Below are 23,881 nucleotides of genomic sequence, written 5' to 3'. Positions count from 1 at the left end.
TTTCTTGTCGACGCCGCTCCCGGCCCGTGGGAGCGGTGTCCACGTATGTGTCCGAGACCCCCGATGCGGTTCAACCTCTTGACGGGAGGCAACCCGAACGGCTCAGCTTAGAGTTCACTAGTTGGACATAGACGGGGCCTCATCGAAGCGGTCCCGCGCGCAGGAGGTCGTCGTGGAGACTCCGGGGTCGCAGTCGTCACTGCACCGAGCCAATCTTGAGCGGGTCGTCCGTGCGGTGCGGTTGGCCGGGTCGCTCACGCAGGCGGAGATCGCGAGGACTACGGGCCTGTCCGCCGCGACGGTCTCCAACATCGTGCGCGAGCTCAAGGACGGCGGAACCGTCGAGGTCACGCCCACATCGGCGGGCGGCCGCCGGGCCCGCAGCGTGTCGCTGAGCGGGGACGCCGGCATCGTCATCGGGGTCGACTTCGGGCACACCCATTTGCGCGTCGCGATCGGGAACCTGGCCCATCAGGTGCTGGCCGAGGAGTCCGAGCCGCTCGATGTGGACGCCTCCGCGACGCAGGGTTTCGACCGGGCGGAACAGCTGGTCAACCGGCTGATCGCGGCGACGGGCGTCGACCGTTCCAAGATCGCCGGCGTGGGTCTGGGCGTACCGGGGCCGATCGACCTGGAGTCCGGCACGCTCGGTTCCTCGGCCATCCTCCCGGGCTGGTCCGGCACCAGACCCGCCGAGGAGCTGGGCAGCCGCCTCGGGGTGCCCGTGCACGTGGACAACGACGCCAACCTGGGCGCCCTGGGTGAGCTGGTCTGGGGCAGCGGCCGGGGGGTCAGGGACCTGGCGTACATCAAGGTCGCGAGCGGTGTCGGTGCCGGGCTGGTCATCAACGGCAAGATCTACCGGGGCCCGGGTGGCACAGCGGGAGAAATCGGGCATATTACTCTTGATGAGTCCGGCCCTGTCTGCCGCTGCGGAAACCGGGGCTGCCTGGAGACCTTCACGGCCGCGCGCTATGTGCTGCCACTCCTCCAGTCCAGTCACGGCACCGACCTGACCATGGAAGGAGTCGTACGGCTGGCACGGGACGGAGACCCGGGCTGTCGTCGGGTGATCGCCGACGTCGGCCGACACATCGGCAGTGGAGTCGCCAATCTCTGCAATTTGCTGAACCCGAGCCGAGTGGTCCTCGGCGGCGATCTCGCCGAGGCCGGTGAGCTGGTGCTCGGGCCGATCAGGGAGTCTGTCGGCCGCTATGCGATCCCCAGTGCGGCGCGTCAACTGTCCGTTCTCCCGGGGGCACTTGGAGGCCGTGCGGAGGTGCTCGGAGCACTCGCCCTCGCGCTCAGCGAAATGGGTGATTCGACCCTTTTGGACGGGTCGCTGACCGCGGCCACACCTGTCTTCACTTAGAGAACGCACGACGCCGTTGCCATCTCGTTAAGTATTTACTTCTTGACGTCGCACGCGTGGCCGAGTTGACTTCCAGCCACCTCGGCCGCAACGTCGCGGCCTCGTCAGGGAGGTTTCTGAAGTGAACACGCGTATGCGTCGTGCCGCCGTTGCCGTCATCGCCACCACGATGGCCGTCTCCATGGCCGCCTGTGGCAAGGCCGGAGACGACAAGAAGTCCGACAGCAGCTCCAGCTCCTCGGGCGGCACCAACGCCAAGATCGGTCTGCTCCTGCCCGACAGTGTCACCACTCGGTACGAGAAGTTCGACAAGCCGTACTTCGAGGCCAAGGTCAAGGAGCTCTGCTCCGGCTGCACCGTCGAGTACAACAACGCCAACGCCAGCGCGGCCACCCAGGCCCAGCAGGTCAGCAGCATGATCACCAAGGGCGTCAAGGTCATCGTGATCAGCGCCCAGGACTCGGCCGCGATCAAGTCCTCGATCCAGCAGGCCGTGAACAAGGGCATCAAGGTCGTCGCGTACGACCGTCTGGCCCAGGGCCCGGTCTCCGCGTACGTGTCCTTCGACAACGTCCAGGTCGGCAAGCTCCAGGGTGAGGCGCTCCTCACCGCGCTGGGCTCGAAGGCCACCACGAAGTCGAAGATCGTCATGATCAACGGTGACGACGCCGACCCGAACGCCGCGCAGTTCAAGAAGGGCGCCCACGAGGCCCTCGACGGCAAGGTCGACATCGCCTACGAGCAGTCCGGCCTGTGGAAGGACACCGTCGCCAACCAGAAGGTCACGGCGGCCATCACCCAGCTCGGTGCCAAGAACATCGCGGGCGTCTACTCCGCCAACGACGGCATGGCCGGCGGTATCGCCACCGCCCTCAAGGGCGCGGGCATCAGCGGCATCCCGCTGACGGGTCAGGACGCGGAGCTCGCCGGTATCCAGCGCATCGTCGCCGGTACCCAGTCCAGCACCGTCTACAAGGCCTTCAAGCCGGAGGCCGAGGCGGCCGCCACGCTCGCCGTCGACCTGGCGCAGAACAAGAGCATCTCCTCGCTCGCCACCACGACCCAGACCAGCGGCTCGGGCAACAAGGTGCCCTCGCAGCTCCTGACCCCGGTGTCGGTCACCAAGGCCAACATCAAGGACACGGTCATCAAGGACGGTCTCTACACCGTCGCGCAGATCTGCACCGCCGACTACGCCGCGGCGTGCAAGACGGCCGGTCTGTCGTAACCACCGCCCAGCGGTGACAAAGCCCCTTCGGCGTCCGCCCCGCTCTCAAACCCCGCTGCGGGGCGGGCGCCGATCGGAACCTGTGCGAACGCAGCCGTTGCCAACTGGCATCGGCCGCGCGCATGTTCATCTTGTAAATCTGTGCCTAGGCACAACCCTCCGCGCCTTTTGACAAGCGCGGCATCCCCGCCGGTCAGGCGGCGAAGGAGATGGTTCACGTGTCCGCTACGCCCGTGCTGGCGTTGCGCGGAGTCTCCAAGCGATTCGGTGCGGTGCAGGCCCTCACCGATGTCGAGCTGGAGGTCCACGCCGGAGAAGTGGTCGCGCTCGTCGGCGACAACGGCGCAGGAAAGTCCACCCTGGTGAAGACCATCGCCGGAGTGCACCCCATCGATGAAGGAGTCATCGAGTGGGAGGGCAACGCGGTCAGCATCAACAAGCCGCACGACGCCCAGGGACTCGGCGTCGCGACGGTCTACCAGGACCTCGCGCTCTGCGACAACCTCGATGTCGTCGGCAACCTCTACCTCGGACGTGAGCTGCTGCGCCGAGGCGTGATCGACGAGGTCACGATGGAGAAGAACTCCCGGGAGCTGCTGAGCACGCTCTCCATCCGCATCCCCAGTGTGCGGATCCCGATCGCCAGCCTCTCCGGAGGCCAGCGGCAGGTCGTCGCCATCGCCCGCGCGCTGATCGGTGACCCCAAGGTCGTCATCCTCGACGAGCCCACCGCCGCCCTCGGCGTCGAGCAGACCGCCCAGGTCCTCGACCTGGTCGAGCGGCTGCGCGAGCGCAACCTCGGCGTCATCCTCATCAGCCACAACATGGCCGACGTCAAGGCCGTCGCGGACACCGTCAACGTGCTGCGCCTGGGCAAGAACAACGGCTCCTTCCCGGTGAAGGACACCAGTCAGGAAACGATCATCGCCGCGATCACCGGTGCCACGGACAACGCCGTGACCCGTCGTGCGGTGCGCAGCACGGAGGCGGCAAAGTGAGCGACACGTCAGGCACCGTGAAGAAGGACGCGGTCGAACCGACCGCCCCGGCTCCGGCCGACGACCCCACGGCAGCGGCCGCGGCCGCCACCGTCATCGATCCTCGTCTGCTGATCCGCGAAGAGGGCTTCAAGGGCTACATCACCGAGTTCAAGCGCAAGGTCAAGGGCGGTGAACTCGGCTCGCTGCCGGTCGTCGCCGGCCTGATCGTCATCGGCATCATCTTCCAGCTGCAGAACAGCCGGTTCCTGAGCGCGGACAACCTGTCCAACATCAGCTACTACCTGTCGGCCACCGGCATGCTCGCCATCGGCCTGGTCTTCGTGCTGCTGCTCGGCGAGATCGACCTGTCCGTCGGCTCGGTCAGCGGTCTGGCGTCCACCCTGTTCGCCGTCTTCGTGGTCAACCACGGGATGAACGGCTGGCTGGCGCTGGTCCTGACCATCGTCACGGGCATCGGCATCGGCGCGCTGCACGGCTTCTTCTTCGCGAGGATCGGCGTACCGGCGTTCGTCGTCACCCTGGCCGGCTTCCTCGGCTGGAACGGTCTGATGCTGTGGCTGCTCGGTTCGAGCGGCACCATCAACATCCCGGACACCGGTCCGGTGCACCTGCTCGGCCAGAGCTCGTTCTTCATGGACCAGTCGATCGCCGGCGCCTACATCCTGGCCGCCCTCGGCGTCGCCTCGCTGCTCTTCGGCTCGCTCATCGACCAGCGCCGCCGCAAGGCCGCCGGGGTGCCCTTCCGGCCCACCAGTGAGATCGGCCTGCGGGTCGGCCTGCTCGCCGTGGCCGCGTTCGTCACCGCCGCGGTGCTGAACTCCTCGGCCGGTGTCTCCAACTCGCTGGTGATCTTCCTCGCCTCGCTGGTGATCGTGGACTTCGTGCTCCGTCGTACCCCGTACGGCCGCAAGGTCTTCGCGGTCGGCGGCGGCATCGAGGCCGCGCGCCGTGCCGGTATCAACGTCTCCATGATCCGCATCACCGTGTTCGCCATCTCGGGTGGCTTCGCGGCGGTCGGCGGTATGTTCTTCGCCGGCCAGACCCAGAGCGCCACGCTCAACGCCGGTGGCGGCAACACCCTGATGCTGGCCATCGCGGCCGCGGTCATCGGCGGTACGAGCCTCTTCGGCGGCCGCGGCACCGTCTGGTCCGCGCTCCTCGGCATGCTCGTCATCCAGTCGATCCAGACCGGCCTCGACCTGCTCAACATGAACACGTCGATCCAGTACATGATCACGGGTGGCGTTCTGCTCGGCGCGGTCGTCATCGACTCCGTGTCCCGCAAGAGCCAGAAGGCGGCCGGTCGCGGCTGACCTGCGCCCTTGTCGACCAGTGCCCGGTACCGAACGCGGTACCGGGCACAGTCATGTCGTAGGAAAGAGTGTTCTTGGGTACAGCCGATCGCGTGACGTATGACGCAGAGCCCGGGCGCCGTCCGCAAAGGCGGAACATTAGACTCGACAAGCCCGGCAACAGCTCGATCAGCTCTACTGCAAGGAGGCACGGGTGCCGCTGCTGACCCGCATCAGGGGACCGCGCGATCTGGACCGGCTCAGCCTGGAGCAGCTCGACCAGCTCGCCGAGGAGATCCGGACCTTCCTCGTGGACGCCGTCTCCAAGACCGGCGGCCACCTCGGACCGAACCTCGGTGTGGTCGAGCTGACCATCGCCCTGCACCGTGTATTCGAGTCCCCGAAGGACCGGGTGCTGTGGGACACCGGCCACCAGTCCTACGTCCACAAGCTGCTCACCGGCCGCCAGGACTTCTCGAAGCTGAAGCAGAAGGGCGGCCTGTCCGGCTACCCCTCGCAGTCCGAGTCCGAGCACGACGTCATCGAGAACTCGCACGCCTCCACCGTCCTCGGCTGGGCCGACGGCCTCGCCAAGGCCAACCAGGTACTCAAACGCGACGACCACGTGGTCGCCGTGATCGGTGACGGCGCCCTCACCGGCGGCATGGCCTGGGAGGCGCTGAACAACATCGCCGACGCCAAGGACCGCCCCCTCGTCATCGTCGTCAACGACAACGAGCGGTCCTACGCTCCCACCATCGGCGGCCTCGCCAACCACCTGGCGACCCTGCGGACCACCGACGGCTACGAGCGCTTCCTGGCCCGCGGCAAGGACCTCCTGGAGCGCACCCCGGTCGTCGGCAAGCCCCTCTACGAGACGCTGCACGGCGCGAAGAAGGGCCTGAAGGACTTCATCGCCCCGCAGGGCATGTTCGAGGACCTCGGCCTGAAGTACGTCGGCCCCATCGACGGCCACGACATCGAGGCCATGGAGTCCGCGCTCGCCCGCGCCAAGCGGTTCGGCGGCCCGGTCATCGTCCACGTCCTCACCGAGAAGGGCCGCGGCTACCAGCCCGCCCTCCAGGACGAGGCCGACCGCTTCCACGGCATCGGCCCCATCCACCCCGACACCGGCCTGCCGATCAAGGCCTCAGGCGCCGACTGGACCTCCGTCTTCGGCGACGAGATGGTCGCGCTCGGCCAGGAGCGCGAGGACATCGTCGCGATCACCGCCGCGATGCTCCAGCCGGTCGGCCTGAAGAAGTTCGCCGACGCCTTCCCCGACCGCATCTACGACGTCGGCATCGCCGAGCAGCACGGCGCCGTCTCCGCGGCGGGCCTCGCCACCGGTGGACTCCACCCCGTCTTCGCCGTCTACGCCACCTTCCTCAACCGCGCCTTCGACCAGGTGCTGATGGATGTCGCCCTGCACAAGTGCGGGGTGACCTTCGTCCTGGACCGGGCCGGTGTCACCGGCACCGACGGCGCCTCCCACAACGGCATGTGGGACATGTCGATCCTCCAGGTCGTCCCGGGTCTCAGGCTTGCCGCGCCGCGCGACGCCGAGCAGGTCCGCGCCCAGCTCCGCGAGGCCGTACAGGTCAAGGACGCGCCGACGGTGGTCCGCTTCTCCAAGGGCGCGGTCGGCCCGGCCGTACCCGCCGTGGGCCGGATCGGCGGCATGGACGTGCTGCGCGCGCCCGGCACCGACGCACCGGACGTCCTGCTGGTCTCGGTCGGCGCGCTGGCCCCGATGTGCCTGGAGATCGCCGCCCTCCTCGACAAGCAGGGCATCTCCACCACCGTCGTCGACCCGCGCTGGGTCAAGCCCGTCGACGAGGCCATGGCCCCGCTCGCGGAGCAGCACCGGGTGGTCGTCACCGTCGAGGACAACTCCCGTGTCGGAGGCGTCGGTTCGGCCGTCGCGCAGGCGTTGCGCGACGCGGGCGTGGACGTCCCGCTGCGCGACTTCGGCATCCCGCCGCGCTTCCTCGACCACGCCTCCCGCGCCGAGGTGCTGACGGAGATCGGCCTCACCGCCCCCGACATCGCCCGCCAGGTCACCGGTCTGGTCTCCAAGCTCGACGGCCGCTTCGAACGCCCCACCGCCGAGGTCGACTCGGTGGAGCCCGCGCGCGACTGAAACGGGAGCAGGGCACGGCCGGACTGGCCGCTTTGACCACTCTTTGCAGTGGTGAAAGCGGCCCGTTCGCGTGAAACCGCCCGCGTCGGGGCATACGCACCACGCCCCCTCTCGATCATGTCGAGGACGCCAAGCGTGGGAGGTACATCCGTGAGCAGCACCCTCTTCCGGACGAAGAGAGTCGAACAGTCCATCAAGGACACCGAGGAACCGGAGCACGCGCTCAAGAAGTCCCTCTCGGCCCTGGATCTGACCGTCTTCGGCGTCGGTGTCGTCATCGGCACCGGCATCTTCGTCCTCACCGGCACGGCCGCCAAGAACACCGCCGGCCCAGCGGTGGCCCTGTCCTTCGTCGTGGCCGGCGTCGTCTGTGCCCTCGCGGCGCTCTGCTACGCCGAGTTCGCGTCCACGGTCCCGGTCGCGGGCTCCGCGTACACCTTCTCGTACGCCTCGCTCGGCGAGTTCCCCGCCTGGATCATCGGCTGGGACCTGGTCCTCGAACTCGCCCTCGGTACGGCGGTGGTGGCGGTCGGCTGGTCCGGCTACATCCACTCGCTGCTGGACAACGCGGGCTGGCATCTGCCCGAGGCGCTCAGCGGCCGGGACGGCGCGCACGGCTTCGGCTTCGACATCCTCGCCGCCGCGCTGGTCCTCGTCCTCACCGCGATCCTCGTCCTCGGCATGAAGCTCTCCGCGCGCGTCACCTCGGTCGTCGTCGCCATCAAGGTGGCCGTCGTCCTCGTGGTGATCGTCGCCGGCGCCTTCTTCATCAAGGCCGACAACTACAAGCCCTTCATCCCCAAGGCACAGTCGGTGGAGGCGGGCGGCAGCCTCAAGGCCCCGCTCATCCAGTTGATGTTCGGCTGGGCCCCCTCCAACTTCGGCGTGATGGGCATCTTCACCGCCGCGTCGGTCGTCTTCTTCGCCTTCATCGGCTTCGACGTCGTGGCCACCGCCGCCGAGGAGACCCGCAACCCGCAGCGTGACGTGCCGCGCGGCATCCTCGGCTCGCTGATCATCTGCACCACGCTGTACGTCGCCGTGGCGGTCGTGGTCACCGGCATGCAGAAGTACAGCTCACTGTCGATCGACGCGCCGCTCGCCGACGCGTTCAAGGCCACCGGACACCCGTGGTTCGCGGGCCTGATCAGCTTCGGCGCGGCGATCGGCCTCACGACGGTGTGCATGATCCTGCTCCTGGGCCAGGCCCGCGTCTTCTTCGCGATGAGCCGCGACGGCCTGCTGCCCCGCTTCTTCTCCCACGTCCACCCGCGCTTCCGCACCCCCTACCGCCCGACCATCCTCCTCGGCGTGATCATCGCGATCGTCTCGGGCTTCACCAGCCTCAGCGAACTCGCCGAACTGGTCAACATCGGCACCCTGTTCGCCTTCATCGTGGTGGCGATCGGCGTGATCCTCCTCCGCCGCTCCCGCCCCGACCTCCCCCGCTCCTTCCGCACCCCCCTCGTCCCGGTCCTCCCCATCGTCTCGGTCCTCGCCTCCCTCTGGCTGATGCTCAACCTCCCCGCCGAAACATGGCTCCGCTTCGCCATCTGGATGGCGATCGGCTTCGCGGTGTACTTCTTCTACGGCCGGACGCACAGCCGGTTGGGCCTGCAGCAGGCGGCGGAGACGGAGGGATCGGTCGAGCCGTCGGCCGGGAACATGCCGTAGGTCCTTGGTTCCTTGGCAGCCGGCCGGGTTGGTGGGTTCCGACCCCGTTGGCAGTCAGCCGAGTTGGTTTCGTCCGGCCTCGTGGGTCTCGCTTTGGCGGGGGCTGCGGGGCCGGATGCGGGTGTTGGCGATGGTGGGGGTGGTTGCCGTGCGGGCGCCGCGCCGGTCGGCCTCGCGCGCTACGGGCGCCGGCCGGTGTGAGCGGTGCGCGGTTCGTCCGCCCCCGCGCCCAACTTCGCTGCACTGCCCCAGAGTTCGCGGCCAACGGCGCTCAACTGGCGAAGCGGCCGTCGTCCGTACCCCCGGTTCAGTCCCGTACGCTCCGCGGCCCCGTGACCTCCGCGCCCAACTCCGTGACCCTGCGCCGCAGTTCGCGGTCCGCGGTGACCACCAGGCAGGGGCGGCCGGCGGCCTCGGCGACCAGTTCGACCATTCGGTCGTCGCCGCTGTGGGGTGCGGAGTCCACTCGTACGCCCGGGACTGAGTCCACGCCGCGGGCCGCGCCCTCCACCACGAGGACGATCTCCACGGGGTCGGTACGGCCGGGGAGGCCGTTGGACGCGAGGCGGTCGCGGAGGCGTTCGGCCGCGCCCTTGCGGTCGCGCCACCAGCCGTCCGGTACCGAGCCGACGACGTTCGCGCCGTCGACGATCACCAGCAGGGGAGTGTCCTCGTCCATGGGGACAGGGTCCCACGGGGGGCAGGGGGCACCCTGCGTCGATGCGTCCGCCCCGATTACAGTGAACCGGTGAACGGCGACTGGCTCCTACGCGGCCGTGACGGCCGGCTCAGTGTGTATCTGCCCTCGGGCGGCGCCGTCCTGTGCCGGGCGGAACGCGGCCCCAGCGGCCTCTGGAGCGCCCCGCGCACGGTGGGCGGCGACCAGAAGCTGCACCCGGGAGCGCTCGGCATCGGACAGGGCGCGGACGGCTACGCCCACCTGGTGTCCTGGCGCCCCACGGCGGCCGGTGAGTCCGGGCTGGTCCACTCCACGCACTTCCGCCCCAGGCTCGCCGCCCTCGACTGGAGCCCGATCGGCCACCCTAACAAGAAGGGCGACCGCACCGGTGTCCCGGCGGTCGCGGTCGACGCGGAGGGCCGGGCCCATGTCTTCGTGCGCAACGCGGGGGCAGGGGTGAGCATGCTGGCCCAGCGCGAGAAGGGCGGCTGGGAACCGTGGCGCGACCTCAAGGGGAGCGCCGTCCACGAGGACCTCGCGGCGGTGACGGGGGAGTCCGGCACGGTCGAGCTGTACGCGGCGGTGCCCGGCGCGATCCTGCACTGGCACCAGTTGGAGCCGGGCGAACAGCCGGTGCTGGAGGAGGCGATGGAGGCCCGCGTCCGCCCCGGCACACTCCGCGCGCTGGCCACCTCCCCGGAGAACACCACGCTCTACTACACGGACGACTCCGGCGACCTCTGCGCCTGGCGCCCCGGCACCAAGCCGCTCACCCTCCTCCCCTCCGCCGGCCCCGGCCCGGTCTCCGTGGTCCGCTGCGAACTCGACGGCCACGACTGCACGTTGCTCGCCCAGCGCTCGGCCAGCGGCCGGGTCGCCTTCGCCGCGTACCCCACGGAGCAGGAGTCCGCGGGCGCCTGGTGGACCGAGTCGGGCCCCCAACTCCCGGCCGACGCCGAGGTATCCCTCACCCTGGACGAGGACGACCGGGTGGCCGCCGCGACGCTGTCCCCGTCCACCGGCCAACTCCTCGTCACCCGGCGGAAGGAAGAGGCCGGGCTGGCGTTGGAGGCTTGGCGGGAGGTCTGACCGGAGCCCTGCGCGTCGCTCCGCGGTCGGCCGCCGACGGATGTCTTCTCCGGGAGAACCCGCTGGTCCGGGGCCGGCGTGCGCACAGACGTCACACCGTGTTCGCCAAGTGTTCGACCTATGATGGGGCGCGCTCGGCCTCCCCGTGCAACAGGTGTTCGGGGAATCGGCAGGTCAGCCGTGCCGGGCGTCACAGAAGGGGCGGGCCACGTCATGCGGACCGGATCCGGGCGCGCCGCCGCCCGACGCAGAACGGACGACAACGTCGTCGCACGCGCGGAGACGGAGCGGTACGCCGCCGAGGCGACTCTGGACGGCCGTTGGCTGGTGCTCGGCAAGGACGGCCGGCTGACCGCGTACGCCCGCACCCGCGCCGGACTGCTGCGCTGGACCGAAACCCGGCCGGGCGGTCCGGAGTGGACGGGACCCGACCTCTTCCCGGCGCCGGACCTGACCCACGTCTCGGTGGTCCAGGGCGCGGACTCCTACGTCCACTTCCTGGGCCGGCGCGAGACCCGCAAGGGCGACGGCCCGCCCGCCGTCGACATCGTGCACGCCATCCAGTACCAGACCGGCCGTACCGTCACCGAGTGGCGGTCGCTGGGCAATCCGCACAAGGACCGGGAGAAGGCTGCCCGGTTCGGCGCCCCGGTGGCCGCGGTCAGCGCCTCGGGACGGGTGCATGTGTTCGCGCGCAACGCGGGCCGCGGACTGATGCTGCGCCGGGAGGGCCCGACCGGGAAGTGGGAGCCCTGGCAGGATCTCAAGGGGAGCGGCGTCCAGGACGGGCCGGCCGTGGTCGCCCACGCCTCCGGGCGTATCGAGGTGCTGGCGGGCGGCGACCAGGACGCCATGTGGTGGCGGCAGGCCGAGGCCGACGGCGACTTCCGGCAGGAGCCGAACATCCCGCTGCGGGTGGCGGCGGGCACGCCGGCGGCGCTGGAGACGGCACCGGACCGGGCGACGTACTACTGGACCGACCGGGACAGCGGGCAACTCGTCGCCCATCGCCCCGGCGGCTGGGTGATACCCCTCGGCGGGGCGGTGGCCGCGGATCCCGTCACGCCGATGCGCGCGGTGCTCGACGGGTACGACTGCACCGTGCTGGCCCACCGTGATCACGAGGGGCAGGTCATGCTCAGCGCGTTCGGCGCGGAGAACGAGCAGGCGGGCCTGTGGTGGTCCCCGACCGGCGAGCGCTGCCTCGGCGTCCCGGCGCTCGCCCTGGACGGACACGGCCGTGTAGTGCTCGCCGTGATCGGCCCCGACGGCGCCCTGCGTATCGCCCGCCAGACCGGCGGCCCGGGCCTGGCACTGGCACCGTCGCTCCGCGTCTGACGGGCGGGCAGGCGGCGGGGCCGCCGCGGGGCCCGGCTTCTGTGGTCACATTCCCGTCCTCGCCCGGAGGGTGGCCCGGCGGGCGCGGGGCCACCCCGCGTGCGGACGACGGGACTTCGGGGACACGATCTGGGGACGGGGCGCCGCATGCACGTCCGGGGCGCCGGGCGTCCCATGCCGGCCCGGCGCCGTACGTCATCCCTCTCGACCCGCTCTCAGGCCCCCTACCCACCCGTCGCAGGTGACTTCTTCGCCGATTCCGGAATCTGCTGGTCCTTGCGCACGGCCTGCCACAACTGGCCGGCCTGCGGCTGCGCGGCCACCACCCGGTTCGGGTCCTGGGTGTCGTAGCGCACGGGCAGCATGATCGTCTCCATGGTGGACGGGTCGATGCCGTTCATGCTGCGTCCGAACTCGGCGAGCTTGGTGAGGGAGGCGAGGCCCGAGTCGGTGGTGAGCGACTCGGTGAGGTTGTCGGCGATCCGGTACGCCTTGGTGGGGCTGCCGAGGAGGTCCTGCTTCTTGATCTCGCTCAGCAGCGCGATCAGGAACTGCTGCTGGAGCCCGATGCGTCCGAGGTCGCTGCCGTCACCGATGCCGTGCCGGGTGCGGACGAACTGCAGCGCCTGCGTGCCGTCGAGCCGGTGCGTGCCGGCGGTGATGTCCAGGCCGCTGGAGGTGTCGTGGATGTCCTGGTCGACCGTGACGGTGACCCCGCCTATCGCGTCCACCAGCCCCTTGAAGCCCGCGAAGTCGACCTCCACGAAGTGGTCCATCCGCACCCCGGACATCTCCTCGACGGTCTTGACCACACAGGCCGGACCGGCGAGCGAGTAGACGGAGTTGAACATCACGCGCTTCTTGGAGGGAAGCGTGGAGCCGTCCTTCGCGGTGCACTCGGGACGCGTGACCAGGGTGTCGCGCGGGATGCTCACGGCAACCGCTTTCGCACGGCCTTCCGGTATGTGGATCACCAGCGCGGTGTCGGAGCGCGCCCCGGACACGTTGCCCGTGCCCAGCGAGGCGTTGGCTCCGGCCCGCGAGTCGGAGCCCAGGACCAGCAGGTTCTGTCCCGAGGTGGGCAGCTTCTCCGGCCGGTTGTCGCCGATCGCCTTGTCGAGGTCGACGCCCTTGATGTTGCCGTTCAGGTCGCTGTAGAGCCAGTAGCCGACGCCGCCCGCGGAGAGCACCAGCAGGACGAGACCCAGTGCGACCCAGCGCCACACCCGACGGCGCTTGCGCGGCGGCTTGGCCCGGCGGTTGGTCGGTGCGCGCCTCGATCCCTGGGAGCCCGGCGAATCGGTCTCCGTCAGGTCGTGCGTCATGTGCCTCGGTCCTCTCTCGATACCGGTGAGCTCGGGGCACGAGTGGGGGGAGAGGCCGGGCCCGTCTGCGGCGGCGGACGGTCGTCCACCGGTCATCAGACGTTCAGAGTGACGTAAGGGTTGTATGTGTTCTGTGTCATTTCTGACCCTTGTTGACATCTGTGTAAGCGCTTGATGATGATGTGCCGGTCCTGTGAACGTTAAATTTTCGGTGTGAAAGGGCGACGGCGAGCTTGCCGTCGTCTTACGTGGTCGTGGAGGGGTGGCTGTGCGATTGCGTGCGTCCGCCCGTGGGGGGCGAGCGGCGTGACGACCGTGTTCGATCATGCTCTGGGACGGACGGCGGGCCCGGTCGGCCGCCCCGCGCAGGACGACGTCGTACGACAGCGTCCCGAGGCGGCGGGCCCCACCACGGTCACCGCCGAGCACGGCGACGTCTACGTCGAGCCGGGCCTGACCCCGCTGTCCGCCCGTGAGGCCAACCGCTCCGCGGTCGCCGCCCTGCTCGACTCGGCCGGCGTCGCGCACTTCGCCGTTCGCGGCACCTCCGACCACGGCACCGTCGTCGCCGTGGCCGAGGAGGACCGCGAGCGGGTGCTCGGCGTGGTGTTCCGCGGGCTGAGCCAGTACCCGGGGCACCTCGGTGTGATCGACCCGGACGCACCCCGGCCGGCCAAGCCGGTCTCCTCGCGGGACCCGAAGGCCTGGCGGCAGGTCGCCGGCGCGCGCGTGCTCCAGCTCAGCTGGTACCGCACCGACCCGGGGCGCCATCTGCTGCTCGGGCACGAGTACGGCTGCGCGATCGAGTTCTGGCAGCGGCAGGGCGGCCACCTCGTCGCCCCGCGCGCCAACCGGGCCACCTGGGCCGTCGCCGACGGCGGCGCGAACGTCCTCGGGGCACCCCGGCTGTTCAGCCGGTTCGTCTCGGACTGGACCCCGGGCCACCTCGCGCCCGCGCTCGCCACCCGCCCGGAGTTCCTGGTGAACTGCGCGGACGACATCGCCTTCCCCGTCGACGCCGTCTACACCTGGGTCGACGGCGACGACCCCGTCTGGCAGCGGCGCAAGGCGCAGGCCAAGGGCGAGGCCTACCACGCCGAGTCCGCGAGCGACGCCCGCTTCATCAGCCGGGACGAGTTGCGCTACTCGGTGCGTTCGCTGCACCTGTTCGCGCCGTGGATCCGCAATATCTACATCGTCACCGACGACCAGGTCCCGCCCTGGCTGCGCGAGGACGTGCCCGGGCTGCGGATCGCCACCCACCGGGAGATCTTCCGCGACCCGGCCGATCTGCCGACCTTCAACTCGCACTCGATCGAGAGTCAACTGCACCACATCGAGGGCCTGTCGGAGCACTTCCTGTACTTCAACGACGACATGTTCATGGGCCGCCCGGTCGCTCCGCACGCCTTCTTCACACCGAGCGGAACGGCCCGCTACTTCCCGTCGCGCAACCGCATTCCGCAGGGCCCGGTCGTGGAGACCGACACCCCGGTCGACGCCGCGTGCAAGAACAACCGCGCGCTGTTGCTGGAACGTTTTGGCCGGGTGATCACCCAGCCGATGGAACACATCCCGTACGCCCTGCGCCGCTCGGCGATGGAAGAGGCCGAGCGCGACTTCCCGAAGGCCTGGGCGCGAACGTCGGGCAGCAGGTTCCGCGCCATGACCGACCTGTCGCCGACCTCGTCCTTCGCGCTCTACTACGCGGCACTGACCGGCAGGGGGCAACCGGGCTCGATGCCCTTCACCTACCTCCAACTGGCGGTGCCCGACCTGGCGGACCGGCTGCGGCGGCTGCTGGACGGCCGGGACCAGGACTCCTTCTGCCTCAACGACGCCTTCTCGACACCGGAGGACATCGAGGCACAGCAGGAGCTGCTGGACGGCTTCCTCAATTCCTACTTCCCCACCCCAAGCCCCCACGAGAGATGAAACGGAGTTCATGACGTGTCGGACCCGACGTCCATGAGCTCCGCGGCCAACGTCTACAAACGTCTCGTTCCCCAGCCGGTCCGCTCCGCCGCCGCCACCACGGTGCCCGTGCGGGTACGGCGGAAGGTCAAGCGGCAGCTCGCCCGCACCCTGAGCCGCCGCGAGGCACGGCTGCACCGGCGCGCCCTGCGCCGGGTGCGCAGAGCGGGACTCGGCGGCTCCGAGCGCCGCACCACGGCACCCGACGGCCGGGTCGGCCACGTGCACACCGGCCTCACCCCCGACCTGGCCCGCCGGCTCGACCACGACATGGTCACCTACGCCCTCGACGCCGCCGACATCCCCTGGTTCGCCGTCCCGGCGCTCGACGACCGCCGGATCTGCCTGGCCGTCGACCACAAGGACAAGGGCGCCGTCCGTCGCGTGCTACGCGCGTTGCTGGAGGAACAGACCGGCTACGTCGTCTCCGTGTCACCCGCCCAGAACGACACCGGGCAGACCCCCGGAAGCCATGTGAAGGCGTGGAAGCACTACGCCAAGGCCAAGGTGATCCGCCTGACCTGGCTGCGCACCGAGCCCACCGAGAACCTCTGGGTGGGGGAGGACCAGGGCATCGAGATCGAGTTCTGGACCACCAACACCGACCTGCCCGTGGAACGGCTGGTCGGGCCGCGCCCCAACCGGGTCCAGCGCACGGTGCCCAGCGACGCGCCGGGCATCGAGATCGGCATCGACCGGCTCTCCGGCTACTGCGACATCGACGGCGACATGGAGCCGACGATCACGCTGGAGAACTTCGACGTCGTACGGCTTGAGGAGATCACCTTCCCGGTGGACGCGGTCCTGCTGTGGCAGCACGCCACGCCATGGGGCGAGGAACTGCTGCGGGCCGCGCTGCGTTCCCTGCACCAGTACGCGCCCTGGGTGGACGTCGTCCACGTGGTCGCCGAGGCCGAGCCGCCGGCCTGGCTCCGGGCCGACGACCGGCTCACCGTGGTCCGCGCCAGACCCGGCGCCGAGTGGCACCTGCACCAACTGCCCGACCTCGCCCAGCACTTCCTGCTGCTGCGCCCCGGAGCCCTGCTCGGCCGACCGGTCCGCGCCTTCGACTACTTCACGCCGAACGGCACCACCCGCCCCCGGCGCGGCCCCTGGAACGCGCAGGAGTCCTTCGCCCCGTGGACCCGCACCGCCTACTCGGCCACCAGCCGGGTCACCGCCCACGGCTACGCGCACGGTCCGCAGCCGTACCGCCTCGAAACGCTGGCGCGGCTCGCCGGGTCCGGTGCCGCGCCGCTGCCGCTCGACGACGCGCAGCGGCTGCCCGCCGTGCCCGGCACCCACCCCCTGGACGGCGTGGTCCACCACCTCGGCCACACCACCGGTCTCGCCGACCCCTCGGGCGAGCCCTCCGTCGCGCTGCACGCCGCGCTCCCCGGCATCGGCACCCACCTGGACCGGCTCCTGGTGCGCCGCGACACCCAGCAGATCCAGTTGTTCGGCCTCGGCACCGACGAAGCGCGCACCCGCGGCGGCACCAGGGCCGTCGTGCGATTCCTGCACCGCTACTTCCCCGTCCCGAGCGTCTTCGAGGACGACCACCACACAGACGAGGCGGACACAAAGCCGTGAGTATGGGCAACCCCGAGGCCTCCGCGGCGGTCGGGGCGTACCGCACCCTTGTCCCCAGAGGCCTCAGACGCCGGATCGCCCGTCGCGTCCCGCTGCGGCTGCGCATGGCGCTCAAGGGACTGCTGCGCCGTCTGCACACCGTCAACCTGGGCTCCCGCACGGTGCGCGGCATCCGGGCCCGCCGTCGCTGGCCGCACCTGTTCGGCCCGGGCGAGCACCTCGCCGCCCTCGCCGGACACGGTGCGCGGATCGCCCTGGTCCGGCCTACGGTGTCGCCGCTCGGGCTGCGCGAGGCCAACCTCGAACTCGTCGTCACCGCCCTGGAGGAGGCCGGTGTCGACTACTTCGCCGTGCGCGGCACCTCCGAGTTCCGCTCCTGCCTCGCCGTCGCCGAGCCCGACCGCCACCGGGTCGAGCAGGTGCTGCTGAGCTGCGCCGACCGCAGCCCCCTGTATCTGCGGGCCTGTCACGGCGCCGCCGCGCAGGGCCGCACCGTGCTGGCCGGCTCCCGGCACGGCCGGCGCCTGGCCCACGAAGCGGCCGTGCTGCGCGTCGGCATGGTGTGGAGCGACCTGGCCGGCTCCCTCGTCCTCGGCCTGGAGCACGGCTGCGACATCGAGTTCTGGCGGCCCGAGGACGGACGCCTGCTGGCACCTCGCCCCAACCGAGTGACCGAGGACGTCGCCCTCGACGAGCCCCGGGTCGCCGTCCCGGTGAGCCGGCTCACCGGCTTCGCGGCCCTGCACACCCGCCGCACCCGCTCCGTCCGCACCATCCGGCCCTGCGCCGACCCCCTGCCCGAGGACGTGCGCTTCCCGATCGACGTCGTCTACACCTGGGTCGACGGCAGCGACCCCAACTGGCAGCATCGACGCGGTGCTTACGGCGAGCACGGCTACCACAGCGAGTCCGCCAACGCGGCCCGCTACATCAGCCGCGACGAACTCCGCTACTCCCTGCGGGCGTTGGAGCAGAACGCGCCCTGGGTGCGCCATGTCCATCTGGTGACGGACCGTCAGCGGCCGTCCTGGCTCAACGAGATGCACCCGCGCATCACCGTCGTCGACCACTCGGAGATCTTCGGCGACCCGGCCGCGCTGCCCACCTTCAACTCGCACGCCATCGAGAGCCGGCTGCACCACATCAAGGGCCTCTCGGAGCACTTCCTGTACTTCAACGACGACATGTTCCTGGGCAGCCCCGTCACCCCGCAGGACTTCTTCCTGTCCAACGGCATGACCCGCACCTTCTTCTCCCCGTCCCAGGTGCCCCGTTGGGACCCCAGCCCCGTGGACCGCCCGGTCGACGCGGCCGGCAAGAACAACCGGCGCCTGCTCCAGGAGCACTTCGGCACCGCCATCGTGCAGAAACTGAGACACGCGCCCTACGCCCTGCGCCGCAGCGTCCTCGCGGAGATCGAGCGCGAGTTCGCCGAGGCGCACCGGCAGACCTCGCACAGCCGCTTCCGCAGCGCCGACGACATCTCCATCCCGTCCTCGCTGTACCACTACTACGCCTACTTCACCGGCAGAGCCGTGCCCTCGAACATCACCTTCGCCTATCTCGACCTCGGCAAGCCCGAGATCCAGCGCCGGCTCGGCATCCTGCTCGCCCGTCGCGACCGGCAGGCGTTCTGCATCAACGACACCCTCTCCGACGGCCACGACACCGACCGGCAGACGGAGATGCTCAAGACGTTCCTGCGCGCCTACTACCCGGTGCCGAGTCCCTTCGAGCGCAAGGAGAGCGCGGTCCGGTGAAGATCTCCTTCCTGATCAACAACATCTACGGCATCGGCGGCACCAACCGCACCGTCATCAACCTGGCCGAGGCGCTCTGCGTCCACCACGAGGTGGAGATCGTCTCGGTCTTCCGCCGCGCCACGGCCCCCAAGTTCGAGATCTCCCCGCGCATCGCGGTCCGCGCCCTGGTGGACCTGCGCCCCGGCTCCTCCGACCGCGGCTCCTCCGACCGCGGCGCCGCCGGCAGCGACGTACCCAGCGAAGTCGTGCCGCGCCAGGAGGAGTTCTACGCCCAGTACAGCCGGTTCACCGACGGACGCATCATCCGCGACCTGCAGCGGACCTCCGCCGACGTGGTGGTCGGCACCCGTCCCAGCCTCAACCTCTTCGTCGCCGCCCACACCCGGGACGGTGCCCTGCGCGTCGCCCAGGAGCACATGACCCACCTGGCCATCCCGTCGGCGGTACGCGAGGAGATGGCCCGGGTCTACCCGCGCCTCGACGCGATCACCACGGTCACCGAGGCCGACGCCCACTCCTTCACGGAGCACACCCCGATCCCCGGCATCCCGGTCGTGGGCATCCCCAACAGCGTGCCGGAACCGCTCGTCGAGCCCTCCGACTGCTCCCACAAGGTGATCGTCAGCGCGGGCCGCATGCACGAGATCAAGCGCTACGACCTCCTGATCCGCGCCTTCGGCCGACTGGCCGAGGAGTTCCCCGACTGGCAACTGCGCATCTACGGCGACGGCGGCGAGGCCGGCAAACTGCGCGCGCTGGTCTCCGAACTCGGTCTCGCCGGACGGGCGTTGCTCATGGGCGGCTTCTCACCCATCGAGTCCGAATGGGCCAAGGGCTCCATCGCCGCCGTCACGTCGAGCGCCGAGTCCTTCGGCATGACCCTGGTCGAGGCCATGCGCTGCGGACTGCCCGTGGTCTCCACCGACTGCCCCGTCGGCCCCAGGGAGATCCTGCGCGACGGCGAGGACGGCTTCCTCGTCCCCAACGGCGAGGTCGAGGGCATCACCTGGGGCCTGCGCCGCCTCATGGCCGACGACGGGACGCGCCGCGCGATGGGTGCCGCCGCACTGCGCAACGCGGCCCGCTACGACCCCGCGGCCGTGGCCGACCGCTATGTTGAGCTCTTCGAGGACGCCGCCCGCCGCCGGGCCGCCCTCGACCGCGGCTACCGTGCCCCGGCGGGTGCCGGCAAGGCGGGCACCGGTGGGCTCACCGTGCCGCCCGTCTCCATCGGCACGGCGACCGTCGATGTCACCGCCGACGACGCGGGCTTCCTGCGCTTCTCGGCCGACGGACCCGAAGAGGGCCGCCGCCGCTGGCAGTTCGTCCTGCGCCACAAGCCGGCCGACGGCGACCGGCGGCCCGATCTCCCGTTGGCCACCTCCCGCAAGGACCTGGACAACGGCGGCATCCGCTACACCGCCGTCCTCACCCCCTCCGCGCTCGGTGAACTCGGCGACGGACGCTGGCAGGTGACCATGAGCGCCGCCAAGGCCCCGTCCGTCCACATGAAGGCCGGCGTCCGCGACACCCGGGCCCTCATCGGCGCCCGCGCCCGCCTGGTCGCCCACCCGCCCACCGGCCCGCTCGGCTGGACCCTCCCCTACACCCAGCCCAACGGCCGGCTGATGCTGCGCACGGTCCTGCGGGAGGAACACGCGGAGTGCACCCGGGTCGAGGCCGCCGACGGCGCCGTCACGGTGCGGGGAGTGCTCACCGGCGGCCGCCGGATCGAGCCGGGCGCGCTGTTCATCGCCAGCCGTCGCGGACGGCACGCGAAGAGCTTCTCCACGCCGGTCCAGGTCCTCGGCCGCCAGGCCTTCCGGGCCGAGGTGCCCCTGCGCCGGGTCGTCGACCACCGTCTGGAGCGCTGGGAGGACTGGGACTGGTGGCTCCAGCCCGACCCGTACGACCGCCGCAAAGTGCGTGTCTGCCATCTGCTGGAGGACTTTCCCGACGTCAAGGGCGCCTACGTCTACCCCTCCGTGCCGCTGGCCGGGGACGAGGCCTCCCCGTACGCCGTGGTCCACCCGGCCCGCCCGGTGTGGGTGCGGCCCTACTGCTCGGCCTCCGGCGCCATGGCCATGAACGTGGTGGACCGATGAGCCCCTTCGACCCCGACGGCCCAGGAGGCCCGATGACCACGACAGCCCGCTCCGTCCTGCACATCGTCGCCCACCAGGACGACGACCTGTACTTCATGAACCCCGACCTCGTCCGCTCTCTCCAGGACGGTGACCGGATCACCACCGTGATCGTCACCGCGGGCGAGGGCGACGGCATCAACGTCGACACCAACGAGCCCCAACGCGCCGCCGTACCACCGGACTTCGCCCGCTACAGCACCGAGCGCGGCTGCGGACTGCGCTCCGCGTACGCCCGGATGGCCACCGGCGACCGCGACCACCCCTGGCAGCGCGAACCCGTCGACCTCGTCCCCGGGTTCGCCGCCGAACGGTTCACCCTGGTCGACCACGACACGGTGAGCCTCTACTTCCTGCAACTGCACCAGGGCGCCCCCACCGAGCGCGGCACCCGCACCCGCCTGCACGACCTGTGGGACGGCGCCCTGCGCACCCAGGCCACGCTGCCGGTCCACGGCTGCACCGTCGGCGAGGTGCAGCACATCACCCGCGAGCAGGTGATCGACGCCCTGGGCGCGCTGCTCGGCCACCTCCGCCCCACGACGGTGCGCACCATGGACCCCGACCCCGAACACGACGGCGGCCGCGAGGAGTTCGTCTGCTCGGACCACATCGACCACACGACCGTGGCCCAGTTCGCACTCGCCGCCCTGGCCCGGCACCGGGAGGCCGGCCACAATCCGGTCGTCGAGCACTACCGCGCCTACGCCAACCGTTTCTGGGGCTACAACCTCGACTCGGTGGCGATCACGGAGAAGGCCGAGTACCTGGCCACGTACGGCGGACTCGACGCCCCCTCGGCCTGCCCGCACGGCACCTGCCAGACCTGCGGGGACCGGCAGTTGGGCCCCAACCCGTTCCGCAGCACACACATGATGAGCGCCGCCTACCGCTACTCGCCGACCACCGACTGGCTGCGCCAGGGACCCGGCGGCCGGCTCAACGCGTTCGGGGTGCTGGCCGGACGGCTCGCGTTCTGGACGGAGACGAGCCCGGGCGACGGCGAGTGGAAGGGCCCCTTCGTCCTCGGCGACGGCTGGATCGCGTCCACGCTCGCGGTCACCGGGCTGCCCGGCGGCCCCGCGGAACTCGTCGGCCTGCGCCGCCAGCAGGTCGTGGGCGGCGGGGTCACCGTCGACGTCGTGCACACCGTCCAGGACCCCGGCGGCAACGGGTTCAGCGGCTGGCAGACCCTGGAGAACCCCGACTGGACGCACGGCGACGGCCGCCGCCAGCGAGAGGCGGGCGTGCCGTCCGCCGCCGTCGACGCGGCCGGACGCCTGTACGTCTTCGTCCGCGACTTCGACCAGGGCATCAGCGTGCGCCGCCGGGACACCGACGGCACCTGGAGCCCGTGGGAGAACATCGGCGGGCGGTTCGTGCAGGACGCGGGCACGGCCCTGACCACCGAGCGCGGCACGGTCGAGCTGTACGTGCCGGGCAAGAACACGGTGTGGCGCTGGCACCAGGCCGAACCCGGCGGAGCCCTCCTCCTCGACGACACCCTGCAGACGGGCCGCCCCGCCACCGGCGGCATCACCGCCGTCGACTCGGGCGGCGGCCGAACCTGCCTCTACTTCCGGGAGGCCGGCACCCAGCAGGTCATGGCCTACCGCCAGCACGCCGACGGGCGCTGGCCCGGCTCCGGCGCCGGACTCGGCGGTCACGGCGGCACGGGCGCGGTGGCCGCCCTGTGGGCCCCGGAACGCGGCGCCCGCGAGGCCTTCCTCGCCCACCGGGGCAGCAGCGGCCGTCTCGTCGTCTCGATGCCCGATCGGGACAAGGACGTCTCCGGCACCCACTGGCGCGAGTCCGGCGACATGTTCGCCCACGCCCCTGCCATGGCCTACGACGCGACGGGCGCCCTGGTCGTCGCCGTCATCGGCACGGACGGCCGACTGCGGGTGCGCCGCCAGCTCTCCCCGACGGTGGGCAGTCCGCTGGGGCCGTGGCGGTCGTAGCACGTCGTGGACCAGCCGTGGATCTGACCGATCGTCAGCAGCCAACAGAGAGGCAGAACTTGAGAGCGCGCACCTGGCTTGCCGCCATCGCGATGACGGCGGCGATCGTCACCCTGCCGACCGCCGCACACGCGGACGACACACCACTGGTCACCACCGGCCCCGTCTTCAACGATCCTTCGGGCGACGTCACCGCCCAGAAGGAGATCCTCACGAAGATCGGCCGGTTGACGCAGGGCGCGACCACCGGCTCGCGGATCAGGATCTCGATCTATCTGATGTGGTCGCAGTGGATCGCCGACGAACTCGTCAAAGCCGCCGCCCGGGGCGTCTCCGTCCAGGTGATCGCCGACTCGGACAGCGACAGCACCGCGTACACCTCCCTGAAGAACGCGCTGGGCACCGACACCACCGCCGCCTCGTGGGTCCTCACCTGCCCCCAGGACTCCGCCTGTCTGTCCCAGGACCCGAACCCGGACGACGCGTACACCACCGTCAACCACAACAAGTTCTTCCTGTTCAGCGAGACCACCGGCACCTCGGCGAGCGGCGCCACGCCGGTCCGGGACGTGGTGCTGCAGACCTCGTCCAACCTCACCGGCGACGATCTGACCCTCGCGTGGAACGACGCCATGATCGTCACCGGCAACAGCGCGCTCCACCAGGCCTACGCCGACTACTTCGAGGACCTGCGGGCCGCGGGCAGCGGTGAGTCCGCGCGGGTCGCCGACTATCCGGTGGAGACCCAGGCCGGCGTCGCCAAGCTGTATCTCTTCCCGCGCGCGACCACCGACCCGGTCCTCAACATCCTCAACACCGTCGACGACCCGGTCGGCACCAACGCCGTCTGCCACGGCAACTCCACCGGCTACGGCACCTCCGACGGCCGCACGGTCGTCCGGGTCGCCATGCACCAGATCACCCGGCTCGCGGTGGCCAGGAAACTCTGGGAACTCGACAACGCGGGCTGCTACGTCGACATCGTGTACCACTGGCTGGACGAGTCGGCCTCCGGCGCCGTGGCGGCCCAGCTGGCGGCCCCGACCGCGTACGGCGGCATCGCCCTGCACCGGATGGACGAGAACACGGACGGCTTCTACACCCACAGCAAGTACCTTCTGGTGGAAGGCACTTACAAGGGACTCGCCGACCAGAAGATCGTCTGGACCGGCAGTCACACGTACACCGTGCGCGCGCTCCAGGGCAACGACGAAGCCCTGCTGAAGTACGACGACCCGGCCGTCCACGACGCCTACCGCCTCAACTTCTGGCACCAGCGTTCCGCGGCGGACGTGGCGCCGTGAC

The 23,881-nt window shown here is 70.6% G+C and carries 16 protein-coding genes; 14 read left to right on the top strand and 2 right to left on the bottom strand.

What is annotated here, in order from left to right; translation table 11 throughout:
• Nucleotides 1-172: 172 nt before the first annotated feature.
• The 6 genes from AB0M63_RS08615 to AB0M63_RS08590 all read left to right on the top strand — a co-directional run bounded on the left by AB0M63_RS08615 (nucleotide 173) and on the right by AB0M63_RS08590 (nucleotide 8,710).
• Nucleotides 173-1,372 (top strand): ROK family transcriptional regulator, encoded by a 1,200-nt coding sequence (locus tag AB0M63_RS08615; protein WP_355901952.1) that lies wholly within the window; start codon nucleotides 173-175, stop codon nucleotides 1,370-1,372.
• A gap of 133 nt (nucleotides 1,373-1,505) precedes the next feature.
• The gene (locus AB0M63_RS08610) at nucleotides 1,506-2,600 is read left to right on the top strand and encodes a substrate-binding domain-containing protein (RefSeq protein ID WP_366018995.1); all 1,095 of its coding nucleotides are present in this window, start codon (nucleotides 1,506-1,508) and stop codon (nucleotides 2,598-2,600) included.
• Nucleotides 2,601-2,809: 209 nt separating this feature from the next.
• Nucleotides 2,810-3,598, top strand: a complete 789-nt coding sequence (locus AB0M63_RS08605; RefSeq protein ID WP_355901950.1) for an ATP-binding cassette domain-containing protein — start codon at nucleotides 2,810-2,812, stop codon at nucleotides 3,596-3,598.
• The gene (locus AB0M63_RS08600) at nucleotides 3,595-4,914 is read left to right on the top strand and encodes a sugar ABC transporter permease (protein WP_355901948.1); all 1,320 of its coding nucleotides are present in this window, start codon (nucleotides 3,595-3,597) and stop codon (nucleotides 4,912-4,914) included. Before AB0M63_RS08605 ends, AB0M63_RS08600 begins: the two co-directional genes overlap by 4 nt.
• A 193-nt stretch (nucleotides 4,915-5,107) precedes the next feature.
• On the top strand, nucleotides 5,108-7,036 hold the full coding sequence (gene dxs / locus AB0M63_RS08595; RefSeq protein WP_355901946.1) for a 1-deoxy-D-xylulose-5-phosphate synthase: 1,929 nt from the start codon (nucleotides 5,108-5,110) through the stop codon (nucleotides 7,034-7,036).
• Nucleotides 7,037-7,186: 150 nt separating this feature from the next.
• On the top strand, nucleotides 7,187-8,710 hold the full coding sequence (locus AB0M63_RS08590; protein ID WP_355901944.1) for an amino acid permease: 1,524 nt from the start codon (nucleotides 7,187-7,189) through the stop codon (nucleotides 8,708-8,710).
• 307 nt (nucleotides 8,711-9,017) lie between these two features.
• Here AB0M63_RS08590 and AB0M63_RS08585 read toward each other — a convergent pair whose 3' ends face one another.
• A complete protein-coding gene (locus AB0M63_RS08585) occupies nucleotides 9,018-9,389 on the bottom strand; it encodes an NTP pyrophosphohydrolase (protein WP_355901942.1) in 372 nt (123 codons plus the stop codon).
• 69 nt (nucleotides 9,390-9,458) lie between these two features.
• Here AB0M63_RS08585 and AB0M63_RS08580 point away from each other — a divergent pair, with 69 nt between their 5' ends.
• Together AB0M63_RS08580 and AB0M63_RS08575 are read left to right on the top strand one after the other, a co-directional pair.
• On the top strand, nucleotides 9,459-10,478 hold the full coding sequence (locus AB0M63_RS08580; protein ID WP_366018869.1) for a hypothetical protein: 1,020 nt from the start codon (nucleotides 9,459-9,461) through the stop codon (nucleotides 10,476-10,478).
• A 213-nt stretch (nucleotides 10,479-10,691) separates the two neighbouring features.
• Nucleotides 10,692-11,816 (top strand): hypothetical protein, encoded by a 1,125-nt coding sequence (locus AB0M63_RS08575; RefSeq protein WP_355901938.1) that lies wholly within the window; start codon nucleotides 10,692-10,694, stop codon nucleotides 11,814-11,816.
• 224 nt (nucleotides 11,817-12,040) lie between these two features.
• On the opposite strand, the gene AB0M63_RS08570 is transcribed toward AB0M63_RS08575, so the two are convergent.
• Entirely contained in the window at nucleotides 12,041-13,141 is a 1,101-nt protein-coding gene (locus tag AB0M63_RS08570; protein WP_366018868.1) for an LCP family protein, read from the bottom strand.
• A 306-nt stretch (nucleotides 13,142-13,447) separates the two neighbouring features.
• On the opposite strand from AB0M63_RS08570, the gene AB0M63_RS08565 reads away from it, so the two are divergent.
• The 6 genes from AB0M63_RS08565 to AB0M63_RS08540 are packed head-to-tail and all read left to right on the top strand — an operon-like array spanning nucleotide 13,448 to nucleotide 23,880.
• Entirely contained in the window at nucleotides 13,448-15,076 is a 1,629-nt protein-coding gene (locus tag AB0M63_RS08565; RefSeq protein WP_366018867.1) for a stealth family protein, read from the top strand.
• Nucleotides 15,077-15,091: 15 nt separating this feature from the next.
• On the top strand, nucleotides 15,092-16,708 hold the full coding sequence (locus AB0M63_RS08560; protein ID WP_366018866.1) for a sugar phosphotransferase: 1,617 nt from the start codon (nucleotides 15,092-15,094) through the stop codon (nucleotides 16,706-16,708).
• Nucleotides 16,709-16,710: 2 nt separating this feature from the next.
• Complete coding sequence (locus AB0M63_RS08555; RefSeq protein WP_366018994.1) at nucleotides 16,711-18,468, top strand: stealth family protein; 1,758 nt, start codon at nucleotides 16,711-16,713, stop codon at nucleotides 18,466-18,468.
• A complete protein-coding gene (locus AB0M63_RS08550; protein WP_366018865.1) occupies nucleotides 18,465-20,576 on the top strand; it encodes a glycosyltransferase family 4 protein in 2,112 nt (703 codons plus the stop codon). Before AB0M63_RS08555 ends, AB0M63_RS08550 begins: the two co-directional genes overlap by 4 nt.
• A 32-nt stretch (nucleotides 20,577-20,608) precedes the next feature.
• Nucleotides 20,609-22,576 carry a hypothetical protein gene (locus AB0M63_RS08545; RefSeq protein WP_366018864.1) on the top strand — a complete coding sequence of 656 codons (1,968 nt, stop codon included), beginning with the start codon at nucleotides 20,609-20,611 and terminating at the stop codon, nucleotides 22,574-22,576.
• Nucleotides 22,577-22,635: 59 nt separating this feature from the next.
• Nucleotides 22,636-23,880: a phospholipase D-like domain-containing protein gene (locus AB0M63_RS08540; protein WP_366018863.1), complete on the top strand. Its 1,245-nt coding sequence runs from the start codon at nucleotides 22,636-22,638 to the stop codon at nucleotides 23,878-23,880.
• Nucleotide 23,881: the final 1 nt, after the last annotated feature.

Origin of the sequence: Streptomyces sp. NPDC051576 (assembly GCF_040681835.1) — a bacterium.
GTDB lineage: Bacteria > Actinomycetota > Actinomycetes > Streptomycetales > Streptomycetaceae > Streptomyces.
Note: the sequence above shows the minus strand (reverse complement) of the source record. Positions and strands in the feature narration are given on the sequence as shown.

What these genes read in the sequence shown, in the direction of transcription:
- AB0M63_RS08585 (WP_355901942.1), bottom strand. Translation starts at nt 9,389, where the DNA reads ATGGACGAGGACACTCCCCTGCTGGTGATCGTCGACGGCGCGAACGTC.
- AB0M63_RS08610 (WP_366018995.1), top strand. Translation starts at nt 1,506, where the DNA reads ATGCGTCGTGCCGCCGTTGCCGTCATCGCCACCACGATGGCCGTCTCC.
- AB0M63_RS08570 (WP_366018868.1), bottom strand. Translation starts at nt 13,141, where the DNA reads ATGACGCACGACCTGACGGAGACCGATTCGCCGGGCTCCCAGGGATCG.
- AB0M63_RS08555 (WP_366018994.1), top strand. Translation starts at nt 16,711, where the DNA reads ATGGGCAACCCCGAGGCCTCCGCGGCGGTCGGGGCGTACCGCACCCTT.
- AB0M63_RS08545 (WP_366018864.1), top strand. Translation starts at nt 20,609, where the DNA reads ATGACCACGACAGCCCGCTCCGTCCTGCACATCGTCGCCCACCAGGAC.
- AB0M63_RS08575 (WP_355901938.1), top strand. Translation starts at nt 10,692, where the DNA reads ATGCGGACCGGATCCGGGCGCGCCGCCGCCCGACGCAGAACGGACGAC.
- AB0M63_RS08605 (WP_355901950.1), top strand. Translation starts at nt 2,810, where the DNA reads ATGGTTCACGTGTCCGCTACGCCCGTGCTGGCGTTGCGCGGAGTCTCC.